A 21,427-nucleotide genomic window follows, 5' to 3' on the forward strand; every position below is an offset into this window, starting at 1 on the left:
GCAACAGAGCCCTTCCCTTCGATTACCCGCTTTGGCCCTGGACCTCCTGCGTACCCGGCGCGCCCGAAACACGCTGACTTTGGCGTTGGTTGTGCTTGGTCCGGTGCTGGCTTTGGCGACCGGGCTGGCGCTAAGCGAGGACGGCATCCTGATGGTTCAGGTCCTGCGTCCACTGCTGCTGCTGGACTTCGTCTACGTACTGGTGATTCTGGGGCTGGTGGCCCAACGGGTCGCCGCGACCTTCAGCGCGCGGCGGCGCAAATCGGCGGGATCCCGCCTGCACATGCGGCTGATGGGTGTCTTTGCCCTGATCGCGCTGATCCCGACGATCCTCGTCGCGGTGTTCGCGACGCTGACCCTCAACTTCGGGCTGGAGGGCTGGTTCTCGGATCGGGTCCGCAACGTGGTCGGCAACTCGCTGGCCGCCGCGCAGGCCTATGAGGAAGAGCATCGCTCGAACCTCATCGAGGACGCCGAACTATTGGCCGGGTTCCTGAACGATCAGAAGGAACGCTTTCCGCTGATCTCGCCGGCGCAGTTCCGGGAGCTGCTGAACCGGGGCCAGCTGCAGATGCAGCGTGAACTGCCCGAAGCCTACGTGATCGACGGCGACGGCCAGCTTCGGGCGCGGGGCGAGCGCAGCTACCTGTTCGACTACGAAGAGCCGACGCCCGAGGAGATCGAGCGCGCGCTGAACGGCGAGACGGTGATCATCGAGGATCAGCCGAACTTTGAATTTCGCGCGCTGGTCGCACTGCCCGCCTTCGTCGACCACCTGCTTTATGTGACCCGCGACGTGGACGGCGAGATCCTCCAGCTTCTGGATGAGACCCAGGAGACGGTGAAGCTGTACCAGCAGCTCGAGACCGAGCGCGGGCGGCTTCTGTTCGAGTTCGCGCTGATCTATCTGGGCTTCGCGCTGATCGTGATCCTTGCGGCGATCTGGCTGGGTCTCTGGTTCGCCGAGCGTCTGTCGCATCCGGTTGGCAAGCTGGCCGAGGCGGCGCAGCGCGTTGGCGCGGGCGATCTGGACGTGCAGGTGGCCGAGGATGACGGCGACGACGAAATCTCGATGCTGGGCCGGGTCTTCAACCGCATGACCCACCAGGTGAAGGGACAGCGCGATGCACTGGTCGAGGCCAATGCCGAGACCGAGCGGCGGCGGCGATTGTTCGACTCGATTCTGACCAGCGTGACGGCAGGCGTGATCGGCCTCGATGCCGCGGGCCGGATCGAGATGATCAACGCCGCTGCGACCGAGATTTTGGATATTCAGGCCGTCAGGCCAGGCGAGATGACCCTGGAAGAAGCGGTGCCGGAATTCTCGGACCTCTTCCACAAGCTCGACCGGGAGATCGGAGCCGTCACGCAATCCGAAGTGCGGATGATGCGGACCGGTGGCGAGGCGACGCTTCTGGTGCGGATGTCGACACGCGCCGGTGCGGACGGGCAGGTCGAGGGCTTCGTCGTGACCTTCGACGATGTGTCTGACCTGGTGAGCGCGCAGCGCATGGCAGCATGGGGCGATGTCGCCCGGCGTATCGCCCACGAGATCAAGAACCCGCTGACGCCAATCCAGCTGTCCGCAGAGCGTCTGCGGCGGAAGTTCGGCCCGAAGGTCGGCGACGAGCGCGAGACGCTGGAGCAGTACTCGGACGTCATCATCCGGCAGACCGGCGATCTGCGCCGGATCGTCGACGAGTTCTCGAAATTCGCCCGGATGCCCGCCGCCGAACGTCGCCGCGCCGACCTGATGGGCGTGATCCGCGATGCGACGCTGCTGCAGGACAGCGCGCGGTCGGACATCAAGTTCGTGCTGGACGCGCCGGATGCGCCGATCGAGGCCAGTATCGACGAGACGATGATCAGCCAGGCGTTGACGAACCTTCTGAAGAATGCCGGTGAAGCTATTGACGAGTATATCGAAAAAGAGCATCCGGAGGATTATGCTCCGGAAATTCGCGTGATCGTGACCGACACCTATGGTGCATTGCTTATCCAGATACAGGACAACGGCATCGGGTTGCCGGCTCAGCACCGCTCCCGCCTGTTCGAGCCCTATGTGACGCATAAATCCAAGGGCACCGGGCTGGGGCTGTCGATCGTGCGAAAGATCATCGAGGAACATGCTGGACGGCTGGAACTGATGGACGCGCCGCCGTTCCACGAGGAAGACGCGCATTTCGGGGCGGAGGCCCGGATCCTGTTGCCGATCGGACAGGACGGGGTCGTTCCGCAGCAACATCAAGATGTTGCATAGGACTTTACGAGGACGCATTGAGCGGGGCGGAAACGGGGGAAAGGTAAGAGACCATGGGTGATATTCTGGTCGTGGACGACGAGCGCGATATCCGCGAACTGGTCGGCGATATCCTGAAGGACGAAGGGCACACGGTCCGTCTGGCCTGGGACAGCGACAGCGCGTATGGCGAGATCAACCGCGAGCCGCCGGATCTTGTCATCCTCGACATCTGGCTGAAGGACAGCAAGCACGACGGGATCGACATCCTGAAATCGGTGCGGCGCGACAATCCCTCGATTCCGGTGGTCATCATCTCGGGGCATGGCAATATCGAGATTGCCGTCGCGGCCGTGAAGCAGGGTGCCTACGATTTTATCGAGAAGCCGTTCAACATCGACCAGCTGATGGTGGTCATCACCCGTGCGATCGAGACCAGCCGCCTGCGCCGCGAGAATGCCGAGTTGCGCACCCGCGACGTCGCCGCGCAGGAGATGCTCGGCACCTCCGCCGCGTTCCGCAGCCTGAAAAGCCAGCTTGAAAAGGTCGCGCGGGGCAATGGCCGGGTGATGCTGACCGGTCCCGCCGGCTGCGGCAAGGAGGTCGCCGCGCGCTACATTCACCAGCAGTCGGACCGGGCCAAGGGGCCGTTCGTGGTTGCCTCCTCCGCCTCGATCGAGCCGGAGCGCATGGAAGATGTCCTGTTCGGCCGCAACTCGCCCGAGCGCGGGCACGAGCCGGGCCTGTTCGAGCAGGCGCATGGCGGTGTGCTGTTCTTCGACGAGGTGGCGGACATGCCGCTGGGCACCCAGTCGAAGATCCTGCGTGTGCTGGTGGACCAGAGCTTCCAGCGGGCAGGGGGCTCGGACATCGTGCGGGTCGACGTCCGGGTGATCTCGGCCACCAACAAGGACCTCAAGTCGCTGATCACGATGGGGACCTTCCGCGAGGAGCTGTACCATCGTCTGAATGTGGTGCCGATCCAGGTACCGGGGCTGGACGCGCGACGGGACGACATTCCGGAACTGGCCAAGCATTTCATCGCCGAACTGAACTCGGCCCAGGGCCTGCCGCTGCGGGAGCTTTCCCCGGAGGCCGAGGCGCATCTGCAGACCATGTCCTGGCCCGGCAACATCCGGCAGTTGAAGAACGTGATCGAACGGGCGCTGATCCTGGGTCCGGATAGTGGCGCGATCGAGCCGCCTGAGTTCCCGACGGAGAACGCCGCCGCTGCGGGCGAGGGGGCGGGATCCCTGATCTCGGCGCTGTTCGCAGGCATGCCGCTACGCGAGGCGCGAGAGCAGTTCGAGCGCGAGTACCTGGTGGCGCAGATCAACCGTTTCGGCGGGAACATCTCGCGCACAGCGAGTTTCGTCGGCATGGAGCGCTCGGCCTTGCACCGCAAGTTGAAATCGCTGAACGTCATCACTACCGCGCGCGGCGGGGCCCGCGTGGCCGACGCGGCGGAAGTCGACGAGAGCCTGTGAAAGCCATTCCATGAAGGTCATCATCTGCGGCGCCGGCCAGGTTGGCGGCCAGCTGGCGCGCCACCTGGCGAAGGAGGACAACGACGTCACCGTCGTAGATCAGGACGATGTCCTGGTGCGGCGGCTGATCGACCGGCTGGACGTGCAGGGGGTGACGGGCTTCGCCTCGCATCCGGATGTGCTGGAGCGGGCAGGCGCGCGCGATGCCGAAATGCTGATCGCCGCGACCCAGTCCGACGAGGTGAACATGGTCACCTGCCAGATCGCGCACTCGGTCTTCTCGGTCCCGCGCAAGGTCGCGCGGTTGCGCTCCAAGTCCTATCTCGACGCGATCTACTCGGATCTGTACCGGCGCGATCACCTACCGATCGACGTGGTTATCAGCCCCGAGCAGGAAGTGGCCGAGGCGGCGCTGCGCCGGCTTGCGGCACCTGCCGCGTTCGACACCGAAAGTTTTCTTGGCGGCGCGGCCCAGCTGATCGGCCTGACCATCGAGCCGGACTGCGCGGTGTTGAATACGCCGCTGAGGCAATTGACCGAGCTGTTTTCGACCCTGCGGGCAGTCGTCGTGGGCATTCGGCGCGAAAGCACGCTGTTCGCGCCCGAGCCGACGGATCAGCTGTACGAAAACGACGAGGTCTACGTCATCGCCGCGACTGAAGACGTCGAACGGACGATGGAGATCTTCGGCAAGCATAACCGCAAATCCGAACGGATCATCATCATCGGTGGCGGCAACGTTGGCCTTGCTGTCGCACGGGCGCTGGAGGAGTCGCCGACCAAGCGCCGGGTCAAGCTGATCGAGCTTGACCGGAGCGTTGCCGAAGCGACGGCAGACGCGTTGAACCGCACGGTCGTGCTGCACGGCGACGGGCTGGACCTGCAGGTGCTGGACGAGGCCAATCTCGCGCAGGCCGACGCGCTGCTGGCGCTGACCGATGACGACAAGACGAACCTTCTGACCTGCGTCCGGGCCAAAGCCGAGGGCTGCCCGCTGGCGATCTCGCTGACCAATGATCCGACACTGGCGACCCTGAAACGGCCGCTGAACATCGATGCGTTCATCAACCCGCGTGCGACGACTGTCAGCTCGATCCTGCGCCATATCCGGCACGGGCGGATCCAGGCGGTCTATTCGGTGGGCGACGCAGAGGCCGAGGTGATCGAGGCAATGGTGCTTGGCACTTCGCCAATCGCGGGCAAGCAGATCCGGGATATCGACTGGCCCGAGGGCGCGCTGGTCGGCGCGGTCTCGAAGCGCGGCAAGCTGGTTCTACCCAAGGGGAACACCGTCATCGAAGAGGGCGATACGGTCGCCGTCTTCTCGCTAAGCAAGGATGTGGCCGAGGTCGAGCGCCTGTTCCAGGTCAGCCTTGACTATTTTTGACCGGATCCGCGCGCGATGCTGAGCGTCTTCGGCAGGTTTCCCCCAACCGTCAACCTCGTGCTGATCGCCTGCCTTCTGATGCAGGCGCCGCTGGCGCATTCGGTCTGGCTGGAAGACTGGCGCGCAGCGCGGGCCTTCTTCTATCACAGCGCTTTTTTCGCGGTGATCGCAATCATGGTGGGTTTGGCGCTGTCGGCCCGGCCGTTGCGGGCCTCGCCGACGTCGATGATTCTGCGTCTTTTATTGGCCTATGCCCTTCTGCCGGCGATCATGGCTGCGCCCGTGAACTACCTTGTGCCCTCGATCACATTCGGGCAGGCCTATTTTGAAATGATGTCGAGCCTGACCACCACGGGTGCGACGCTTCTTCCCGATCCGACCGCGGTTCCTGATGCCATTCACCTGTGGCGCGCGATCTGCGGCTGGGCCGGAGGGCTGTTGATCCTGGTTGTCGCAGTAGCTCTGCTGGAGCCGCTGCAACTCGGCGGCTTCGAGATCGAGGCCGCTATCGCTCCGGGACGCAGTTTGCGTAGGCAATCGATGGGAGGCGGCAGCGGCGCGGGCGAGCGCCTCTGGCACTACACCACGACGATCGGCCCGATCTACGTGACGCTGACGGGTATCCTGACTCTGGGACTGCTGATCGCCGGTGATCGGGTGCTGGTGGCCGTGAGCCACGCGATGTCGACGCTTTCGACCAGCGCGATCACTCCGCTCAAGACGCTCGGAGATGCGCCGTCGGGCCACGCAGGCGAGGCTCTGATCTTCCTGTTCCTGCTGCTGGCGCTCAGCCGCAACTCGATCCAGTTCAGCCGCTCGGAATCGGGGCGTGGTCCGTTCCACGACCCCGAGTACCGGCTTGCGGCAGTGCTGGTGCTGTCCGTTTCTGGCCTGCTTTTCGCGCGGCATTTCTTCGGCGCGGTCGATGTCGAAGAACAGGGCGACATCCAGGCGGCGGCGATTGCGACCTGGGGCAGCCTGTTCAACGTGGTCTCGTTCCTGTCGACCACCGGTTTTGAAAGCCGCGACTGGAGCGAGGCGCGGCAGTGGTCCGGCCTCGAGACGCCGGGCCTGATCCTGCTGCTGCTTTGCCTCGTGGGCGGGGGCATCGCGACAACGGCCGGCGGCGTAAAGCTTCTGCGGGTCTATGCGCTCTACAAACATGGTGTGCGCGAGATGCAGCGGCTGATCCACCCGAACTCGGTGGGCGGGGCAGGGATCACCGCACGGCGCATCCGGCGCGAGGGTGCGCAGATCGCCTGGGTCTTCCTGATGCTCTTCCTGCTGGGCATGAGCCTGCTGCTGGTCGTGCTGACCGGCCTTGGCCAACCCTTCGCAGATGCGCTGGCGCTTTCGGTCGCCTCGCTGACCAATACCGGCCCTGCCGCGCAGCTTCTGAGCCCGTCGTTTTCGTACACGACCCTCGACGCCGCGACCCGGGCGGTGCTATGCGTGGCGATGGTATTCGGCCGGGTCGAGGTCCTTGTGTTTGTCTCGCTGCTGAACCCGGATATCTGGCGCCGTTGACGCGATTTTGTTGCACTGCATCGGAATTGTGGTGATTGCCTCTGGAAATTCGCGCAAAAATGCACATACCTATCCGGTACCGACAACGATAACGCCCAAATAACGGGCAAAGCAGAAACAAGGCTCAAAAAAATGGCTGCCGACAAACAGAACCTGCAGGATGCCTTTCTCAACAGCATCCGAAAGGCGAAGATCCCGGTTACTATCTTCCTGGTGAATGGCGTGAAACTTCAGGGCGTGATCACCTGGTTCGACAACTTTTGTGTGTTGCTGCGCCGCGACGGTCAGTCGCAGCTTGTCTACAAGCATGCGATCTCGACGATCATGCCGTCGCAGCCGGTTTCGCTCTACGAGGGCGAGGGCAACGGGGCCTGATTGCGCACACGCGTTCTACATCCGAACCTGACTGGCAATGAACACCGGCGCGCGCCCGAGCGTGCGCTGGATGAAGCTGTCAGCCTGACCGAGGCGCTCGACGAGCTGGAGCTTGTCGATGCCTTCGTGGTACCCGTCCCCCGGCCACGCCCCGGCACGCTGTTCGGCCCTGGCAAGGTCGACGAGTTGGCCGAAAGCTGCAAGGAACAGGAAATCGACCTGGTCATCGTCGATGGCCCGCTGTCACCTGTCCAGCAGCGCAATCTGGAGCGGGCCTGGAAGGTCAAGATCCTGGACCGGACCGGCCTGATCCTCGAAATTTTCGGCGAGCGTGCGCAGACCCGCGAAGGTGTGCTGCAGGTCGACCTGGCGCATCTGGAGTACCAGAAGACCCGGCTGGTGCGCAGCTGGACCCACCTGGAACGTCAGCGCGGCGCCTTGGGCTTTGTCGGCGGTCCCGGCGAGACCCAGATCGAAGCCGACCGGCGTGCGCTAAGCGAGCGGATCATCCAGATACGCAAGCAGTTGGCCAAGGTCGTCAAGACCCGGACGCTTCACCGCGCGGGCCGCAAGAAGGTCCCTTTCCCGGTGATTGCCTTGGTTGGCTACACCAACGCGGGCAAGTCGACGCTGTTCAACAGGCTGACCGGGGCAGGGACCCTGGCCCAGGATATGCTGTTTGCGACGCTGGATCCGACCATGCGGGGCATCACCCTGCCGGGCGGGCGCCGGGTCATCATGTCCGATACCGTGGGGTTCATCTCGGACCTGCCGACGCAGTTGGTCGCTGCCTTCCGGGCGACACTGGAAGAGGTTCTAGACGCCGATCTGATCCTGCACGTGCGCGACATCGCTCATCCCGAGAGCGAGGAACAGGCCGAGGACGTCTACAAGATCCTCCGCGAACTGGGGATCGACGAGACCCGGCAGGAAAACATCATCGAGGTCCTCAACAAGTCCGATCTGCTGGACGAGGAACCGCGCAAACGAGTCGCCCAGCAGGCCGCACGGAACCCGCGTCAGGTGATGCTGTCGGCGGTGACAGGTGACGGAATCTCGGAACTGGTCGAAGCCGTCGACCTGGTCCTGGGCGATCCGGTGACCGAGGACAAACTGCACCTAGATTTCAGCCAGGGCAGGGCGCGCGCATGGCTTCACGAGCAGGATGTGGTGCAGGACGAAAAGCAGGACGACACCGGATACGCGATGTCGGTCCAGTGGACTGCTCGGCAGCAGCAGCGCTTTAGGGAACTCTATTCAAGCCATTGAAATGATGTGATCAATCACATCCTTGTCAGTGGCTGAGCAGGCGTCGACCGGTTGCCAGTCCTGCATGTTGGACCTGAACCAGGTTCGTTGGCGTTTCGCGAACTGTCGCGTGGCGATTATTCCTTTGTCTACAGCCTCTTGCAGGGTCAATCTACCCTCAAGATGCTCCATCAGTTCCGTTGCGCCAAGCGCCCTGGAGGCCGGCAAGCTCTCATCCCACCAGGCCTCGGCGGCGCGGACCTCGTTCAACGCACCGAGGTCGACCATCTTGCCGAAGCGCACGGCAATGCGCTCGCCAAGCCACTCAGCGTTGCTTTCCAGCTTCAAAACAACCGCGTTACGCTTTGAAATCAAAGGTTCCGGTGTCTCTCTTTGCCAAGCAGAAAGTGGTTTCCCGGTCGCGCGATGAACCTCCCAGGCGCGTTGCAGGCGCATACCGTTCGCGAGGTCGATGCGCCCGTAGATCTCGGGGTCGAACTGCTTGAGATAGCTGCGAAATGCCTCGAATTCACCGGTGGAGCGGATGCGGTCTCCCTCGGCACGGATCTGCGGCGGTGTGTGCGGCACGGGCGCCAGGCCGCGTGTCAACGCCGAGAGATAGAGCCCGGTGCCGCCGACGATGACCAGAGGCTCGCCGGCCACGATCAGGGGCCGAAGTTCACGCAGCCACGCGCCGACGGAATACGCGGTTTCGGGAGGTACGTGGCCGTAGAGCGCATGCGGCGCGCGCTCTTCTTCGTCCTGAGACGGACGCGCGCTTAGGACACGCCATGCGTCGTAGACCTGAAGCGCGTCGGCGTTGACGACTGTCGAGCCAAGCCGTTCCGCCAGCGCAAGCGCGAGCGCGGACTTTCCGGAGGCGGTCGGCCCGGCGATCAGGATCGGCTTGTGTTCACGTTTGCTCATTACGGGTATGTTGTGGAAACTCAGGGGCCTCGTCCAGCCCGTTTGCCAATGCTTTAATTAACATAATAATGATTATCGGTATTCTAGTAACCCGACGCTGCATGCCCTCAGATATCCGCCCTGCGCTGCTTCGCATAAGAAACCTTTGCTGTGCCCTGTTGTTTTCGCACGTAAATTGCGGCTACATAACTGAAGGCGATCCAAGTGACGCGGCAAACATGAACGCCGCTGATCGACAACATAGCTCGTCGCTCGCCCCGGCCCGCGCCTTGCGGGCGCGCTGGACAAGAACAACAAGGGACACGCCGCGAAATCATGCTGACAACATCCCCCGGAGGTGATCCATAATGAGCAGCGTTCTACCGCTGATCGGAAAACGGCTACTTCTGGGACTTGTCACTCTACTGGTTGTCTCGATCATCATCTTCAGCGCGGTCGAATTCCTTCCAGGCGATGTGGCGCAGCAGATCCTGGGCCAGTCCGCCACCGAAGAGACCGTTGCGCAATTGCGCCGTCAGCTCGGCCTCGATCAACCGCCCTATATTCGCTATTTCGAATGGCTCGGAAACGCACTTCAGGGCGATTTCGGAACCTCGCTGGCCAACAAGCGCTCCGTGGCCGAGCAGCTTGGGCCGCGTTTCATGAACACGCTGTTCCTTGCTGGCATGGCGGCAATCATCGCTGTGCCGCTCGCGATCACATTGGGCGTCATGGCGGCGCTGTTCCGCAACTCGATCTTCGACCGGGTCGCGAACGCGACGAGCCTCGTGTCGATCTCGAGCCCGGAGTTTTTCCTGGGCTACATCCTGATCTTCTTCTTCGCGGTGCAGAATCCGGTCTTTCCGGCGATCGCGAATGTCACGCCCGACACGCCCCTGCCCGACCGGATCCGGGCCTGTGCCCTGCCCGCCATCACGATGGCGCTGGTCGTGACGGCCTACATGATGCGGATGACGCGCGCCGCGATCATCAACCTGCTCGCCAGCCCGTATATCGAGATGGCCCGGCTTAAAGGCGTTCCGAACCGCCGGGTGATCCTGAAACACGCGCTGCCGAACGCGCTGGCGCCGATCATCAACGTCGTAGCGCTGAACCTTGCCTATCTGATCACGGGGGTCGTGTTGGTCGAGGTGGTCTTCGTCTATCCGGGCGTCGGCCAATTGCTGGTCGACAGCGTCTCGAAACGGGATTTCCCCGTGGTGCAGGCCTGCTGTCTGATCTTCGCGGCGACGTTTATCCTGTTCAATCTGATCGCGGACGTGGGTGCCATCCTGTCGAACCCGCGTTTGCGGCATCCGAAGTGAGGGCCTGGACATGAGCTGGTTTACCCTCGCCTATTTTGCGGTGCTGATCCTGGGCGGCGTGATCGCCGGGCTGATGCAGCGGCGTGGACCGCTGCTGTTGTTGTTCGTTCTGCTTTGCCTGTCCGGGCTGGCGGCCATGATCATGGGACCGGGCGTCCTGCGCACGATCAGCTATTTCGCCGCCGTTCTGGCCGCCGCTGCAGGCATTTCGTTCATGGTGCGCGAGAGCCTCGTGCACATCCTGCCCGAGGCCGGGGGGCGGCTGATCAAGACCGCGCCGCTGACGGCGGTCTTCGGCATGCTGGTCGTTGCGATCTATATCCTGACGGCAATTTTCGCACCGGTGATCGCGCCCTATGGCGAGTCCGAGGTCGTCGGCGCAGCCTTCCAGCCTGCCGACGAGAGTATGCTTTTGGGCGGCGACCAGCTGGGTCGCGACCTGTTCAGCCGGCTGGTCTATGGGGCACGGAACACCGTCGGCATCGCTCTTGTGACCACGGCCATCGCTTTTGTCGTCGGCACCGTGACGGGCCTGATCGCCGCCAGCATGGGCGGCTGGGTGGACCAGGTTCTAGGTCGGATCGTGGACACGCTGCTGGCAATCCCGCAACTGATCTTCGCGCTGCTGCTGCTGACCATCACCGGGCCAAGCGTCGTGAACGTGACGCTGGTGATCGCCCTGCTCTATTCGCCGCTGATCTTCCGTCTGACCCGTGCGGTTGCTGGCGGCATCGTCGTGATGGACTATATCGAGGCGGCGCGCCTGCGCGGCGAGCGTACATGGTACGTTATCGCGAAAGAAGTGCTTCCGAACATCACGGCGCCGCTGGCCGCGGAATTCGGCCTGCGCTTCTGCTTCGTGTTCCTTGCGATCTCGGCGCTGTCGTTCCTGGGCCTGGGTATCCAGCCACCGACGGCGGACTGGGGCTCGATGGTGCGGGAAAACGCCTCGCTCATCAGCTTCGGCGAGATCACCCCGCTGATCCCCGCCGCCGCCATCGCCTTGCTGACAGTCGCGGTGAATTTCATCGTGGACTGGATGCTGCACATCTCCTCGGGTCTGAAGGAGTAGACCATGGCCAAGAACAAGGAGCTGCTGCTCGACATTCGCGACCTGCGGATCGAAGGCTTCGCCGAGGACAAGTGGTTCGAGATCGTCCACGGGATCGACCTGCAACTGCACCGCGGCGAGGTCATGGGCCTGATCGGCGAATCCGGTGCGGGGAAATCGACGATTGGTCTCGCGGCCATGGGCTTCACACGCGACGGCTGCCGGTTCTCGGGTGGGGAGGTTGTCTTCGACGGTATGGACCTGACGTCGGCCAGCGAATCCGAAAAGCGCGCTCTGCGCGGCAGCAGGATAGCCTATGTCGCGCAGTCTGCGGCGGCCTCGTTCAACCCGGCGCACAAGTTGATCGACCAGCATACCGAAGCGCCGGTGCTACATGGCCGGATGAGCCGGAAAGAAAGCGAGGCGGACGCGATCGAGCTTTATCGCCGCCTGCGTCTTCCGAACCCCGAGGAAATTGGCTTCCGCTATCCGCATCAGGTTTCGGGCGGCCAGTTGCAGCGCGCGATGACTGCCATGGCGATGAGCTGCCGGCCCGACCTGATCATCTTCGATGAGCCAACCACCGCGCTGGACGTGACCACTCAGATCGAGGTGCTGGCGGCGATCCGCGACATCGTCGACCAGTTCGACACGGCCGCACTCTACATCACGCATGACCTGGCGGTGGTCGCGCAGATGGCCGACCGCATCAAGGTGCTGCTGCGTGGCGACGAGGTCGAGGAGGCACCAACGCGCGAGATGCTTTCAGACCCGAAGGAGGACTACACCAAGTCGCTCTGGGCGGTGCGCAGTTTCAAGCGCGAGCAGAAGCCCCGACCGGCCGACGGCACGGTACCACTGCTATCGGTGAAGAACGTCTCGGCGGCCTATGGCGATACCAAAGTGCTGGATGGAGTCAGTTTCGACATCCACAAGGGCAGGACGGTGGCTGTCGTGGGCGAGTCGGGGTCCGGAAAATCGACCACGGCGCGTTGTATCACCGGACTTCTGCCGCCGATCGACGGTGAGATCCTGTGGAACGGTAAGCCCCTGCCCGCCCGATACCAGGACCGCAACAAGGAACAGCTGCGCCAGGCGCAGATGATCTATCAGATGGCGGACACGGCGCTGAACCCGAAGCAGACCATCGGTCAGATCATCGGGCGTCCGCTGCGCTTCTACCAAGGGCTCAAGGGCGCCGAGCTCAAGAAACGCGTCGACGGGCTGCTTGACCAGATCGAGTTGTCGCCGTCGAAGTTCTATCACCGGCTGCCGTCAGAGCTGTCCGGCGGCCAGAAACAGCGCGTCGGTATCGCGCGCGCGCTTGCGGCGGAGCCCGAACTTATCATCTGTGACGAGGTAACGAGCGCCCTCGACCAACTGGTCGCCGAGGGCATCCTGCGGCTGCTGGACGAGCTTCAGAAGGAGCTGGACCTCGCCTACATGTTCATCACCCACGATCTTGCGACCGTGCGCTCCATCGCCGACGAGGTTGTGGTGATGAAGGAGGGTGAGGTTGTCGAGGCGGGACCGAAGGACCAGATGTTCCGTCCGCCGCACCATCCCTACACCGACCTCCTGCTCAGTTCGGTGCCCGAGATGGACCCGGACTGGTTGACCGAGCTTCTGGAAGAGCGTGGACGCGACAATATCGGCGAGGCGGCTGGCGCAGCGGGCGCCTGAACCGCCTTTGCATCCAGGGGGGTATCAGCCCCCCTGCCCCTCGAAGCCCACGCCGCGCCGGTAGAGATGCCAGGTCGCGTGCCCCAGGATCGGGAGTACCAGCGCGAGACCGAGGAGCGCGGGGATCGCCCCTAATGCCAGCGAGACTGCGACGACCAGGCCCCATTGCGCCATCACGCGCGGATTGCGCCGGCAAAGCTCGACCGAGGTGATGACGGCGAGCGGCACGCCCACGTCCCGGTCGAGCAGCATCGGGAACGCGGTGACAGATACGGAGAGTGCCACGATGGCGAAGACGCAGCCTACGGCTGCGCCCAGTATGACCATCGCCCAACCCGCCCCCGACGTCAGCACGTCCATGATGAAAGCCCCAAGGGAAACAGGCGGTTCCGGGCCAAGCGTGATACCGTAGATCAACCACGCGGCGAACATCCACGCAACGAACAGCGCCAGAAGGAACAACCCGAGCGCCATGATAGGCGCGAAGGCGGGCGAGCGGATCACGCCGAGCGCATCGCCCCAGTTTGCCTCCAACCCCCGCTCGCGCCGACGGCTGAGCTCATAGAGGCCGACGGCGGCCAGCGGGCCGACGAGAGCAAACCCCGAAATAAGCGGGAACAGCAGTGGCAGCAGATCGCGGTCGAGCGCGAACCAAACCAGCAGCCCGCCGATCACCGGGTAAAGCAGGCAGAGCATGACGACATCCGAGCGGAACACGCGGAAATCCTCGATCCCGCGCCGCAGGGCTTCACGCAGATCCTCCTGATCGAGCGTGCGGACCACGGGCGGCCCGGTTTCCTCGACGCCGCCCAACCGACCGGCCAGATGCCCGGCCCCGCGACCGGCCTCTTCCAGCGCTCCGACGCTCCACGAGAGCGGGTTCCCTATCGTCTTGACCATGGCTTCCCCTCCGGCATTCGTTTCCGTGTCCGGCGGCCGAGGCCGTGAAAAGCGGGCAAGCCAGTGCGCGGCCCGGGCAACCCCAAGCTTCAAGATACCAGAAATTCAGGGAAAAATCAGCCGTTTCGCTGTCACGATACGGTGTTGCGGTGCGCCGGGGTCCGGCGCACCGTGCGACGGCTCAGGCGAGCTTCGCGTCCATGCTGATCTCAGCCTTCAGCAGCTTCGAGATTGGGCAGCCGGCCTTGGCCGCCGCGGCCGCATTCTGGAAGGCCTCATCATCGATTCCGGCAATCTTTGCAGATACATCGAGGTGAATTTTCGTGACCTCGAACCCGTCGCCGACTTTCTCCAGTGACACGGTAGCGCTGGTTTCGATCCGTTCGGGCGTCACACCCTGTTCGCCGAGGATCGCCGAAAGCGCCATAGAGAAGCAGCCAGCATGCGCCGCGCCGATCAGTTCCTCGGGGTTGGTGCCGGGACCTTCCTCGAAGCGGGATTTGAACCCGTAGCGGGTATCGTCCAGCACCCCGCTGGCGCTGGATACGGTGCCCTCGCCATTCTTCAGATCGCCGGTCCAAACGGCGGAAGCCTTACGTTTCATCGGTAGTTACCTCCCGGGAGAAAAGGGCGCGCCGGGTCCACACCGGCGCGCCGCATGAAGTGAAGATCCGGCGCGACCCGCGCCAGCAATCGAAATCAGAGCCGGGCTGGTCCGGGCCCCGTCAGTATCAGGCGAACCACCAGCGGTGGTAACCGCGCGCGCCGTCAAGCTCCCAGTTCGAGGCGATGTTTTCCTCGTGCATGACGTTGTCGCGCCGTGCGCCGACACGGTTGTTGAACACCGGGACGATGGTGCCGCCGTCGTCGCGGCAGAGCAGCTGCATCTCGGCGTACATCTCGGTCCGCTTGGCATCGTCCAGTTCGGACTTGGCCTGCAGCAGAAGTTCGTTGAAGCGCTCGTTCTGCCAGTGACTCTCGTTCCAGGCGGCGTCCGATTTGTAGGCCAGCGAGAACATCACGTCCGGCGTCGGTCGCGCGCCCCAGGCGACGAAGACAAACGGTTTCACCAGCCAGACATTGGACCAGTAGCCGTCGTTCGGCTCGCGTACGACCTCGATATCGATATCGGCGCTCTTGGCCTGCTCGGAGAAGAGCACGCACATGTCGACCGCACCAGAGAACGCCGAGTCGGCCGCCGAAAGCTTGACCGAAAGATTGTCGAGCCCGGCTTCCTTGAGGTGGAACTTGGCCTTGTCGGGATCGTAGGTCCGCTGCTCGATATCCGCCGCGTGGTAGGGCAACGTCGGCGCGATCGGGTGGTCGTTGCCGATGGTGCCATGGCCGAACAGGAATTTGTCGATCAGTTCCTCGCGGTTGATCGCATGCTTCAGCGCCAGGCGGACGTTGACGTCGTTGAACGGCTCGACATCGCAGAACATCGGCAGGGTGATGTGCGCGCCAGACGGCACATCGTCGAGCAGGACGCCCGGAGCGCGCTGCAGCAGCGACGAGGTCTTGAGGTCGACCAGCGTCACCGCGTCCACCTCGCCCGTAATCAGCGCGGTCTGACGCGCGTTCGGGTCGTTCAGCACCAGCATGTTGATGCTGTCGAACCACGCGCCCTCCCGGTGCCAGCCGTCGTGGCGGACAAGTTCCGCGCGCACGCCGGCCTCAAGGTTCTCGATCTTGTAGGGACCCGAGCCGACGCCGCTTTCCCAGTCGATGGTGCCGTCGGGGTTCGCCGGCAGGATCACCAGGTGGTAGTCCGACATCAGGTACGGCAGGTCGGCATTGCCCGAGGCCATGGTGATTACGACGGCATTGTCGCCGTCAGCCTTCACGTCGGTCACGTCGGTCAGCAGCGCTTTCGCGGCCGAGGCGGTTTCATCCCCGCGATGGAAATTGATCGACGCCACAACGTCTTCCGGGGTGACCTTGTTGCCATTGTGGAAGGTCGCGTTCGAATTCAGCACGAAGCGCCATTCCGACGCGTCGTCCTTGGTTGCTTCCCAGCTGTCCGCCAGGTCCGGGCCAAGCTCGTTCGTGTTGGTGATCTCTGTCAAATAGGAACGGGTGGCGTGGTTGAGCTGGATCATGAAGACCGATTCCGTGGTCCCCGGATCCAGGCTGTCGGCGGTATTACCGTCATGGACACCCACGCGGAAGGTCCCGCCTCTCTTCGGGGTCTGCGCCGCAACCTTGGTTCCCCACAGGGCCGATGCCCCGGCGACTGTGGCGCCGGTGGCAAGCATGCCCTCCATGAAGCCGCGACGGTTAAGCTTCTTCGCCTTCGCCTGTGCCATGATCTCGGCGACGATACGGTCGATTTGCTTGTCTGACATGATCTCTCCCGTTGGTTTCGCGTTTCCTCTTGGATGCCCTTTTGAAACTAACCCATTGTCGGTGAAATGAAAGCGACAGTTTCGGGACGCAACAACGCCGCCCGGAGAGTTGCCCCGAACGCCGTGATGTGGAACACAATTGAGAAGACGGGCGCTTCGCATTCTGTGAAACCCCGGAACGGGAGCCGCAGCCAGGGGAGCGACGGAAATGACCCGCCCGATCACGAACGACGCAGCCGTGCACGTACATCTCCGCGCCCTGCGCCGGGGACATCTCGGGCGACGGGAATTCCTGGCCGGCGTGACGTCGTTGGGGCTCGGTACAGCCTCAGCCTATGGTTTGCTTGGGGCGGCGGCTCCAAGGAGTGCGCGAGCCCAAGCCGAAACCGACGCCCAGTTGACCTGTCAGATGCGGGTTTTCGAACTGGACGACCCGCGGCTGTTCGACTGGTCGGAAAAGGGCAACCTGGCACGCGGTACGCTTGAGAACCTGGTTCGCTACACTCATGATTTCACGCTGGAACCCTGGCTTCTGGATCGCTGGGATATCACCGACGGCGGCCGGGTTTACACCCTGCATCTTAGGCCTGAGGTCACCTGGTCGAACGGCGACGCGTTCACCGCGGACGACGTGATCTTCAACCTGGAGCGCTGGGCGGACCGCACGGTGCCCGGGAACTCGATGGCGCAGCGGGTGGCCGCGCTGGTCGATACGGAGACCGGACAGCTTCGGAGCGGTGCGGTGGACCGTGTTGACGATTTGACCGTCCGGCTGAGCCTCGAGGCCCCGGACGCCACCTTGATCGCGGGACTGGCGGACTACCCTGCCCTCGTCGTGCACCGCGGGTTCGATGCGCCGGCGGGCATCGGACCGGATACCGTTGGCACCGGTCCTTATCTGATTGAGAATCTGACGCCGGGAACCTCTGCAACGCTGGTGCGCCGCGAAGGCTGGTGGGGCGGTGCCGTGGCGCTGGAGCGGATCGCCTATCTGGATCTCGGTACGGATCCCTCCGAGTTTGTGTTTGGGTTCGAGACCGGACTGATCGACATGGTCTACGAAAGCACCGGCATTTATGTCGACCTGCTGGACGGCATGGGGCTGGAGCGCAGCGCGGTGCTCTCGGGGGCGACGCTGGTGGCGCGCGGCAACCGTGATGCTGCACCGGAGCTCTACGGCGATGCGCGTGTGCGCCGGGCTATGGCTTTGGCGGTGGACAATACGGTCGTGCTGGAACTCGGCTATGCCGGGCTCGGGCTACCGGCGCAAAACCACCATGTGGGGCCGATGCACCCGGATCACGCACAGATCTCGGCGCCGGACCCCGATCCCTCACAGGCACTTTCCCTGCTCCGCGAGGCTGGCGCCGCAGAGGCAGAACACGAGCTGCGGGCCATCGACGACGACTGGATCCGCGCCAGCACAGACGCGATCATAGCCCAACTGCGGGACGCCGGGTTCCGGATCAAACGAACGCTGATGGACGGCACCAGCTTCTGGGAGGGTTGGCGCGAGCACCCGTTCTCGTGCACGCAATGGAACATGCGGCCCCTGGGGGTGCAGAACATGGCCCTTGCCTATGCCAGCGGCAGCGCTTGGAACGAAACCGGCTTCTCGGATCCCGAGTTCGATGCCGCCCTTGTGCGGGCCCTGGCCGAGCCGGATCCCGAAGCCCGCCGCCCGCACATGGCAACAATGGAGCGGACACTGCTGGCCGATGGCACAATCATACAGCCCTACTGGCGTGAGTTGTTCCTGCATCACCGTCCCGGCGTTCTGGGCGTGACCCGGCACCCGATGAACGAGCATCACCACGACCTCTGGGCGGTAGCAGGTTGAAACGAAAAGGGGCGCCCCGAAGGACGCCCCGTTCCGGTCGTCTGGAAGACAGGCTCAGCCGCGGGCGTCGCCCACCATCTTCCACAGCACTGGGAACAGCATGGCGGCGAGCGCGAGTTTCAGCGCGTCGAAGACCAAGAAGTTGGTCATGCCCCAGCTGATTACCCATTCCATGCCCTTCTCGGCAGCGAACAGGTATGCCATCCAGGGTAGGCCGAAAGCGTAAACGATCAAGTTGCCGATCAGCATCGCTGCGGCCATCTTCACGAAGGTCCGGTCCCAGCCCTTCCGCGCCAGCCAGCCCATGACGCCGGCAGCGACGGCGAAACCGGCCAGGTAGCCACCGGTCGGGCCGACCATGTAGGCGAGGCCATTCGAGCTTGCGGACGAGCTGGTGAACACGTCGTATCCGAAGGCGCCGACCAGCAGGTAGCCCAGCATGGTGGCGAGGCCCAGGCGCATGCCATAAGCGGCGCCCACCGACAGCACGACGAACGTCTGCATCGTACCCGGCACCGGCCACATCGGCACGCGGATCTTCGCCGCGATCGCCATTGCAGCGATGCCGGCGGCGACCAGTACCGCACGCTTTACCCAGAGACCCGTGCCCTCGGCCGGGCCGAGGTCGGCCAGAACCTTGTCGGTCGTCGCGAATGCCATGATATGCCCTCGTCAGTTAACGGTTGCCGGGGATTTGGCACGAGCGCGCATTGCAGTGCAAGATGCAATCAGCCGGAGAGCGTGTAGTCCGAGACCATCACGTAGTCCTTGCGCGGCCCGCGGACCGTCCAGATCGCACGCCAGTCCGGCCAGCGTGTGAAGTCGTACTCCACCTCGTAAGTATCTGGCATGCAGTGATGTTTCGCACTGGCGCGCGACCCCGGCGCGAAACCGTGGAAGGGACGTCCGTCTTCGAACAGAACCTCGATCCGGGGGCCTGACTGCCGCCAGAGGTAGCGCCGCGTCGCGGTCATCGGCGGCTGCCCGGCGCGGGTCAGCGTACCTGCTTCTTCGCAGATCAGCCCCTCGACATAGTCCGAGAACCGCGCGGTGCCGGTCAGCGCAAGCACTTCGCCGGCGCGCGCATCTTCGATCCGGCGGGTCAGGGTCCAAAGGCCACGGAAATCGGCAAGGCTTGTCACTGTCATGCCCCTGCCCTATCAGAGCGCGCGTCCCATACGAAAGGCCTGCCGATGATCCCGCGCTACTCCCGCCCCGACATGGTCGCCATCTGGTCGCCCGAGACCAAGTTCCGCATCTGGTACGAGATCGAGGCCCATGCCTGCGACGCCCAGGCGGATCTGGGCGTGATCCCGAAGGAGTCCGCGCAGGCGGTCTGGAAAGCCAAGGACGTCGAGTTCGACGTTGACCGGATCGACGAGATCGAGCGCGAGACCAAGCACGACGTCATCGCCTTCCTCACGCACCTGGCCGAAATCATCGGCAACGAGGAAGCCCGTTTCGTCCATCAGGGCATGACCAGCTCGGACGTTCTGGACACGACCTTCAACGTGCAGCTTGTGCGCGCCGCCGACATCCTGCTGGGGGATATGGACGGTCTTCTGGACGCGCTGAAGCGCCGCGCGCTGGAGCACAAGGACACCATCCGCATCGGCCGCAGCCATGGCATTCATGCCGAGCCGACGACGATGGGCCTGACCTTCGCCCGCTTCTATGCCGAGATGAAGCGCAACCGTGAACGCCTTGAAGTTGCACGCAAAGAGATCGCCACCGGTGCTATTTCCGGCGCCGTGGGCACATTCGCGAACATCGACCCGGCGGTCGAGGCGCATGTCTGCGAAAAGCTGGGACTGGAGCCCGAACCGATCAGCACCCAGGTGATCCCGCGGGACCGTCACGCGGCCTTCTTCGCGGCGCTCGGTGTCGTCGCCAGCTCGATCGAAAACGTCGCCACCGAGATCCGCCACATGCAGCGGACCGAGGTGCTCGAGGCCGAGGAGTTCTTCTCGAAAGGCCAGAAGGGCTCGTCGGCGATGCCCCACAAGCGCAACCCGGTGCTGACCGAGAACCTCACCGGCCTCGCCCGACTGGTGCGGATGGCCGTCGTCCCGGCGATGGAGAACGTCGCGCTGTGGCATGAGCGGGACATCTCTCACAGCTCGGTCGAGCGGAACATCGGCCCGGATGCCACCGTGACGCTGGACTTCGCGCTGGCGCGCCTGACGCAGGTGATCGACAAGCTGGTGATCTACCCCGACAACATGATCGCCAACATGAACAAGTTCCGCGGCCTCGTGCATTCCCAACGCGTGCTGCTGGCGTTGACCCAGAAGGGCGTCAGCCGCGAGGACGCCTATCGCCTGGTTCAGCGAAATGCGATGAAGGTCTGGGAGCAAGGCGCTGATTTCATGGCCGAACTCAAGGGTGATGCCGACGTGACCAAGGCGCTGTCGGCCGCCGAGATCGAGGAAAAGTTCGACCTCGGCTACCACACCAAGCACGTCGACACGATCTTCGCGCGGGTCTTCGGCGAGAGCTGATATCCGCCGTATCCAATCCAGCTTTCGCACGTTGGGCGTCCGGGTGCTATTGTTGCACCCGGCACCTTGGGCAAGGGGGAGGATCCGACGATGCCGAATGCCGTTTTCACAACTTTTATCGTTTTTGCACTGGCTGCACCCGTCGCAGCGCAGTCTCCGGGCGCGACCGCGCAGATGAAGGACACGGACGGCAACGCCGTCGGGACCGTGACCTTCATGGAGAGCGATCAGGGCGTCCTGATCCGCGCCGAACTGACCGGTCTGTCCGAGGGCTGGCACGGCTTCCACCTTCATGAGACAGGCAGCTGCGATCCCGATTTCGCGGCCGCGGGGGATCACTATAACCCGGACGGCGCGGGGCACGGCCTGCTTGCGGGCGCTGACCATCACGCGGGCGATCTTCCGAACATCTGGGTGACCGCGGATGGTATGGCGAAAGCCGACGTGTTCACCTCGGACGTGACCCTGCAGGTCGATGGGGACGCCACGTTGAATGACAACGACGGCACTGCCGTCATCGTCCACGAGAACCCGGACAGCTATGGCGAGGATGCGGGAGCGGGCGGCCGGATCGCCTGCGGTGTGGTCTCGTTCGCTGGATGAGATGCGCAAG

General features: G+C 63.7%; 18 protein-coding genes. 12 read left to right on the forward strand and 6 right to left on the reverse strand.

Going from position 1 to position 21,427, the window contains the following annotated elements; genetic code table 11:
- The first annotated feature begins 31 nt into the window (after positions 1 to 31).
- The 6 genes from ACW9UR_RS12410 (at position 32) to hflX (ending at position 8,284) form a co-directional block, all read left to right on the forward strand.
- The gene (locus tag ACW9UR_RS12410; RefSeq protein WP_458917304.1) at positions 32 to 2,260 is read left to right on the forward strand and encodes a sensor histidine kinase NtrY-like; all 2,229 of its coding nucleotides are present in this window, start codon (positions 32 to 34) and stop codon (positions 2,258 to 2,260) included.
- 53 nt (positions 2,261 to 2,313) lie between these two features.
- Complete coding sequence (gene ntrX / locus ACW9UR_RS12415; RefSeq protein ID WP_458917305.1) at positions 2,314 to 3,726, forward strand: nitrogen assimilation response regulator NtrX; 1,413 nt, start codon at positions 2,314 to 2,316, stop codon at positions 3,724 to 3,726.
- Positions 3,727 to 3,736: 10 nt separating this feature from the next.
- Positions 3,737 to 5,113: a Trk system potassium transporter TrkA gene (gene trkA, locus ACW9UR_RS12420; RefSeq protein WP_458917306.1), complete on the forward strand. Its 1,377-nt coding sequence runs from the start codon at positions 3,737 to 3,739 to the stop codon at positions 5,111 to 5,113.
- Between the two features lie 15 nt (positions 5,114 to 5,128).
- Entirely contained in the window at positions 5,129 to 6,640 is a 1,512-nt protein-coding gene (locus tag ACW9UR_RS12425) for a potassium transporter TrkG (protein WP_458917307.1), read from the forward strand.
- A 132-nt stretch (positions 6,641 to 6,772) separates the two neighbouring features.
- Entirely contained in the window at positions 6,773 to 7,015 is a 243-nt protein-coding gene (gene hfq, locus ACW9UR_RS12430) for an RNA chaperone Hfq (RefSeq protein ID WP_458917308.1), read from the forward strand.
- Positions 7,016 to 8,284, forward strand: coding sequence for a GTPase HflX (gene hflX / locus ACW9UR_RS12435; RefSeq protein ID WP_458917309.1), 1,269 nt, complete (start codon positions 7,016 to 7,018; stop codon positions 8,282 to 8,284). It abuts the gene before it with no gap.
- On the opposite strand, the gene miaA is transcribed toward hflX, so the two are convergent.
- Entirely contained in the window at positions 8,273 to 9,190 is a 918-nt protein-coding gene (miaA, locus tag ACW9UR_RS12440) for a tRNA (adenosine(37)-N6)-dimethylallyltransferase MiaA (RefSeq protein WP_458917310.1), read from the reverse strand. The genes hflX and miaA overlap by 12 nt on opposite strands.
- 347 nt (positions 9,191 to 9,537) lie before the next feature.
- Between miaA and ACW9UR_RS12445 the strand changes: the two genes are divergently transcribed.
- From ACW9UR_RS12445 to ACW9UR_RS12455, 3 genes are read left to right on the forward strand one after another with little or no spacing between them, the layout of a single operon-like run.
- Positions 9,538 to 10,494, forward strand: coding sequence for an ABC transporter permease (locus ACW9UR_RS12445; protein WP_458917311.1), 957 nt, complete (start codon positions 9,538 to 9,540; stop codon positions 10,492 to 10,494).
- A gap of 10 nt (positions 10,495 to 10,504) precedes the next feature.
- On the forward strand, positions 10,505 to 11,566 hold the full coding sequence (locus ACW9UR_RS12450) for an ABC transporter permease (RefSeq protein WP_458917312.1): 1,062 nt from the start codon (positions 10,505 to 10,507) through the stop codon (positions 11,564 to 11,566).
- A gap of 3 nt (positions 11,567 to 11,569) precedes the next feature.
- Positions 11,570 to 13,228, forward strand: coding sequence for an ABC transporter ATP-binding protein (locus ACW9UR_RS12455; RefSeq protein ID WP_458917313.1), 1,659 nt, complete (start codon positions 11,570 to 11,572; stop codon positions 13,226 to 13,228).
- A 24-nt stretch (positions 13,229 to 13,252) separates the two neighbouring features.
- On the opposite strand, the gene ACW9UR_RS12460 is transcribed toward ACW9UR_RS12455, so the two are convergent.
- The 3 genes from ACW9UR_RS12460 to ACW9UR_RS12470 all read right to left on the reverse strand — a co-directional run bounded on the left by ACW9UR_RS12460 (position 13,253) and on the right by ACW9UR_RS12470 (position 16,473).
- Positions 13,253 to 14,128 (reverse strand): DUF2189 domain-containing protein, encoded by an 876-nt coding sequence (locus tag ACW9UR_RS12460; RefSeq protein WP_458917314.1) that lies wholly within the window; start codon positions 14,126 to 14,128, stop codon positions 13,253 to 13,255.
- A gap of 181 nt (positions 14,129 to 14,309) precedes the next feature.
- Positions 14,310 to 14,732 carry an OsmC family protein gene (locus tag ACW9UR_RS12465; RefSeq protein WP_458917315.1) on the reverse strand — a complete coding sequence of 141 codons (423 nt, stop codon included), beginning with the start codon at positions 14,730 to 14,732 and terminating at the stop codon, positions 14,310 to 14,312.
- A gap of 127 nt (positions 14,733 to 14,859) precedes the next feature.
- Positions 14,860 to 16,473: an ABC transporter substrate-binding protein gene (locus ACW9UR_RS12470; RefSeq protein ID WP_458917316.1), complete on the reverse strand. Its 1,614-nt coding sequence runs from the start codon at positions 16,471 to 16,473 to the stop codon at positions 14,860 to 14,862.
- A 208-nt stretch (positions 16,474 to 16,681) separates the two neighbouring features.
- Here ACW9UR_RS12470 and ACW9UR_RS12475 point away from each other — a divergent pair, with 208 nt between their 5' ends.
- Positions 16,682 to 18,313: an ABC transporter substrate-binding protein gene (locus ACW9UR_RS12475; RefSeq protein ID WP_458917317.1), complete on the forward strand. Its 1,632-nt coding sequence runs from the start codon at positions 16,682 to 16,684 to the stop codon at positions 18,311 to 18,313.
- Positions 18,314 to 18,367: 54 nt separating this feature from the next.
- On the opposite strand, the gene ACW9UR_RS12480 is transcribed toward ACW9UR_RS12475, so the two are convergent.
- Both ACW9UR_RS12480 and ACW9UR_RS12485 read right to left on the reverse strand, forming a co-directional pair.
- Entirely contained in the window at positions 18,368 to 18,973 is a 606-nt protein-coding gene (locus ACW9UR_RS12480) for a biotin transporter BioY (RefSeq protein WP_458917318.1), read from the reverse strand.
- 68 nt (positions 18,974 to 19,041) lie between these two features.
- Positions 19,042 to 19,461, reverse strand: coding sequence for a DUF6314 family protein (locus ACW9UR_RS12485; protein WP_458917319.1), 420 nt, complete (start codon positions 19,459 to 19,461; stop codon positions 19,042 to 19,044).
- Between the two features lie 45 nt (positions 19,462 to 19,506).
- On the opposite strand from ACW9UR_RS12485, the gene purB reads away from it, so the two are divergent.
- Positions 19,507 to 20,814, forward strand: a complete 1,308-nt coding sequence (purB, locus tag ACW9UR_RS12490; RefSeq protein WP_458917320.1) for an adenylosuccinate lyase — start codon at positions 19,507 to 19,509, stop codon at positions 20,812 to 20,814.
- A gap of 90 nt (positions 20,815 to 20,904) precedes the next feature.
- Positions 20,905 to 21,417, forward strand: coding sequence for a superoxide dismutase family protein (locus ACW9UR_RS12495; protein ID WP_458917321.1), 513 nt, complete (start codon positions 20,905 to 20,907; stop codon positions 21,415 to 21,417).
- The last annotated feature ends 10 nt before the right edge of the window (positions 21,418 to 21,427 follow it).

The organism is Halovulum sp. GXIMD14794 (genome assembly GCF_054457455.1).

Coding starts and splice junctions, on each gene's coding strand:
- ACW9UR_RS12455 (WP_458917313.1), top strand. CDS start 11,570: ATGGCCAAGAACAAGGAGCTGCTGCTCGACATTCGCGACCTGCGGATC.
- ntrX (WP_458917305.1), top strand. CDS start 2,314: ATGGGTGATATTCTGGTCGTGGACGACGAGCGCGATATCCGCGAACTG.
- ACW9UR_RS12450 (WP_458917312.1), top strand. CDS start 10,505: ATGAGCTGGTTTACCCTCGCCTATTTTGCGGTGCTGATCCTGGGCGGC.
- trkA (WP_458917306.1), top strand. CDS start 3,737: ATGAAGGTCATCATCTGCGGCGCCGGCCAGGTTGGCGGCCAGCTGGCG.
- ACW9UR_RS12460 (WP_458917314.1), bottom strand. CDS start 14,128: ATGGTCAAGACGATAGGGAACCCGCTCTCGTGGAGCGTCGGAGCGCTG.
- ACW9UR_RS12475 (WP_458917317.1), top strand. CDS start 16,682: ATGACCCGCCCGATCACGAACGACGCAGCCGTGCACGTACATCTCCGC.
- ACW9UR_RS12495 (WP_458917321.1), top strand. CDS start 20,905: ATGCCGAATGCCGTTTTCACAACTTTTATCGTTTTTGCACTGGCTGCA.
- ACW9UR_RS12485 (WP_458917319.1), bottom strand. CDS start 19,461: ATGACAGTGACAAGCCTTGCCGATTTCCGTGGCCTTTGGACCCTGACC.
- ACW9UR_RS12425 (WP_458917307.1), top strand. CDS start 5,129: ATGCTGAGCGTCTTCGGCAGGTTTCCCCCAACCGTCAACCTCGTGCTG.
- ACW9UR_RS12480 (WP_458917318.1), bottom strand. CDS start 18,973: ATGGCATTCGCGACGACCGACAAGGTTCTGGCCGACCTCGGCCCGGCC.
- ACW9UR_RS12465 (WP_458917315.1), bottom strand. CDS start 14,732: ATGAAACGTAAGGCTTCCGCCGTTTGGACCGGCGATCTGAAGAATGGC.
- hfq (WP_458917308.1), top strand. CDS start 6,773: ATGGCTGCCGACAAACAGAACCTGCAGGATGCCTTTCTCAACAGCATC.
- ACW9UR_RS12470 (WP_458917316.1), bottom strand. CDS start 16,473: ATGTCAGACAAGCAAATCGACCGTATCGTCGCCGAGATCATGGCACAG.
- purB (WP_458917320.1), top strand. CDS start 19,507: ATGATCCCGCGCTACTCCCGCCCCGACATGGTCGCCATCTGGTCGCCC.
- ACW9UR_RS12445 (WP_458917311.1), top strand. CDS start 9,538: ATGAGCAGCGTTCTACCGCTGATCGGAAAACGGCTACTTCTGGGACTT.
- miaA (WP_458917310.1), bottom strand. CDS start 9,190: ATGAGCAAACGTGAACACAAGCCGATCCTGATCGCCGGGCCGACCGCC.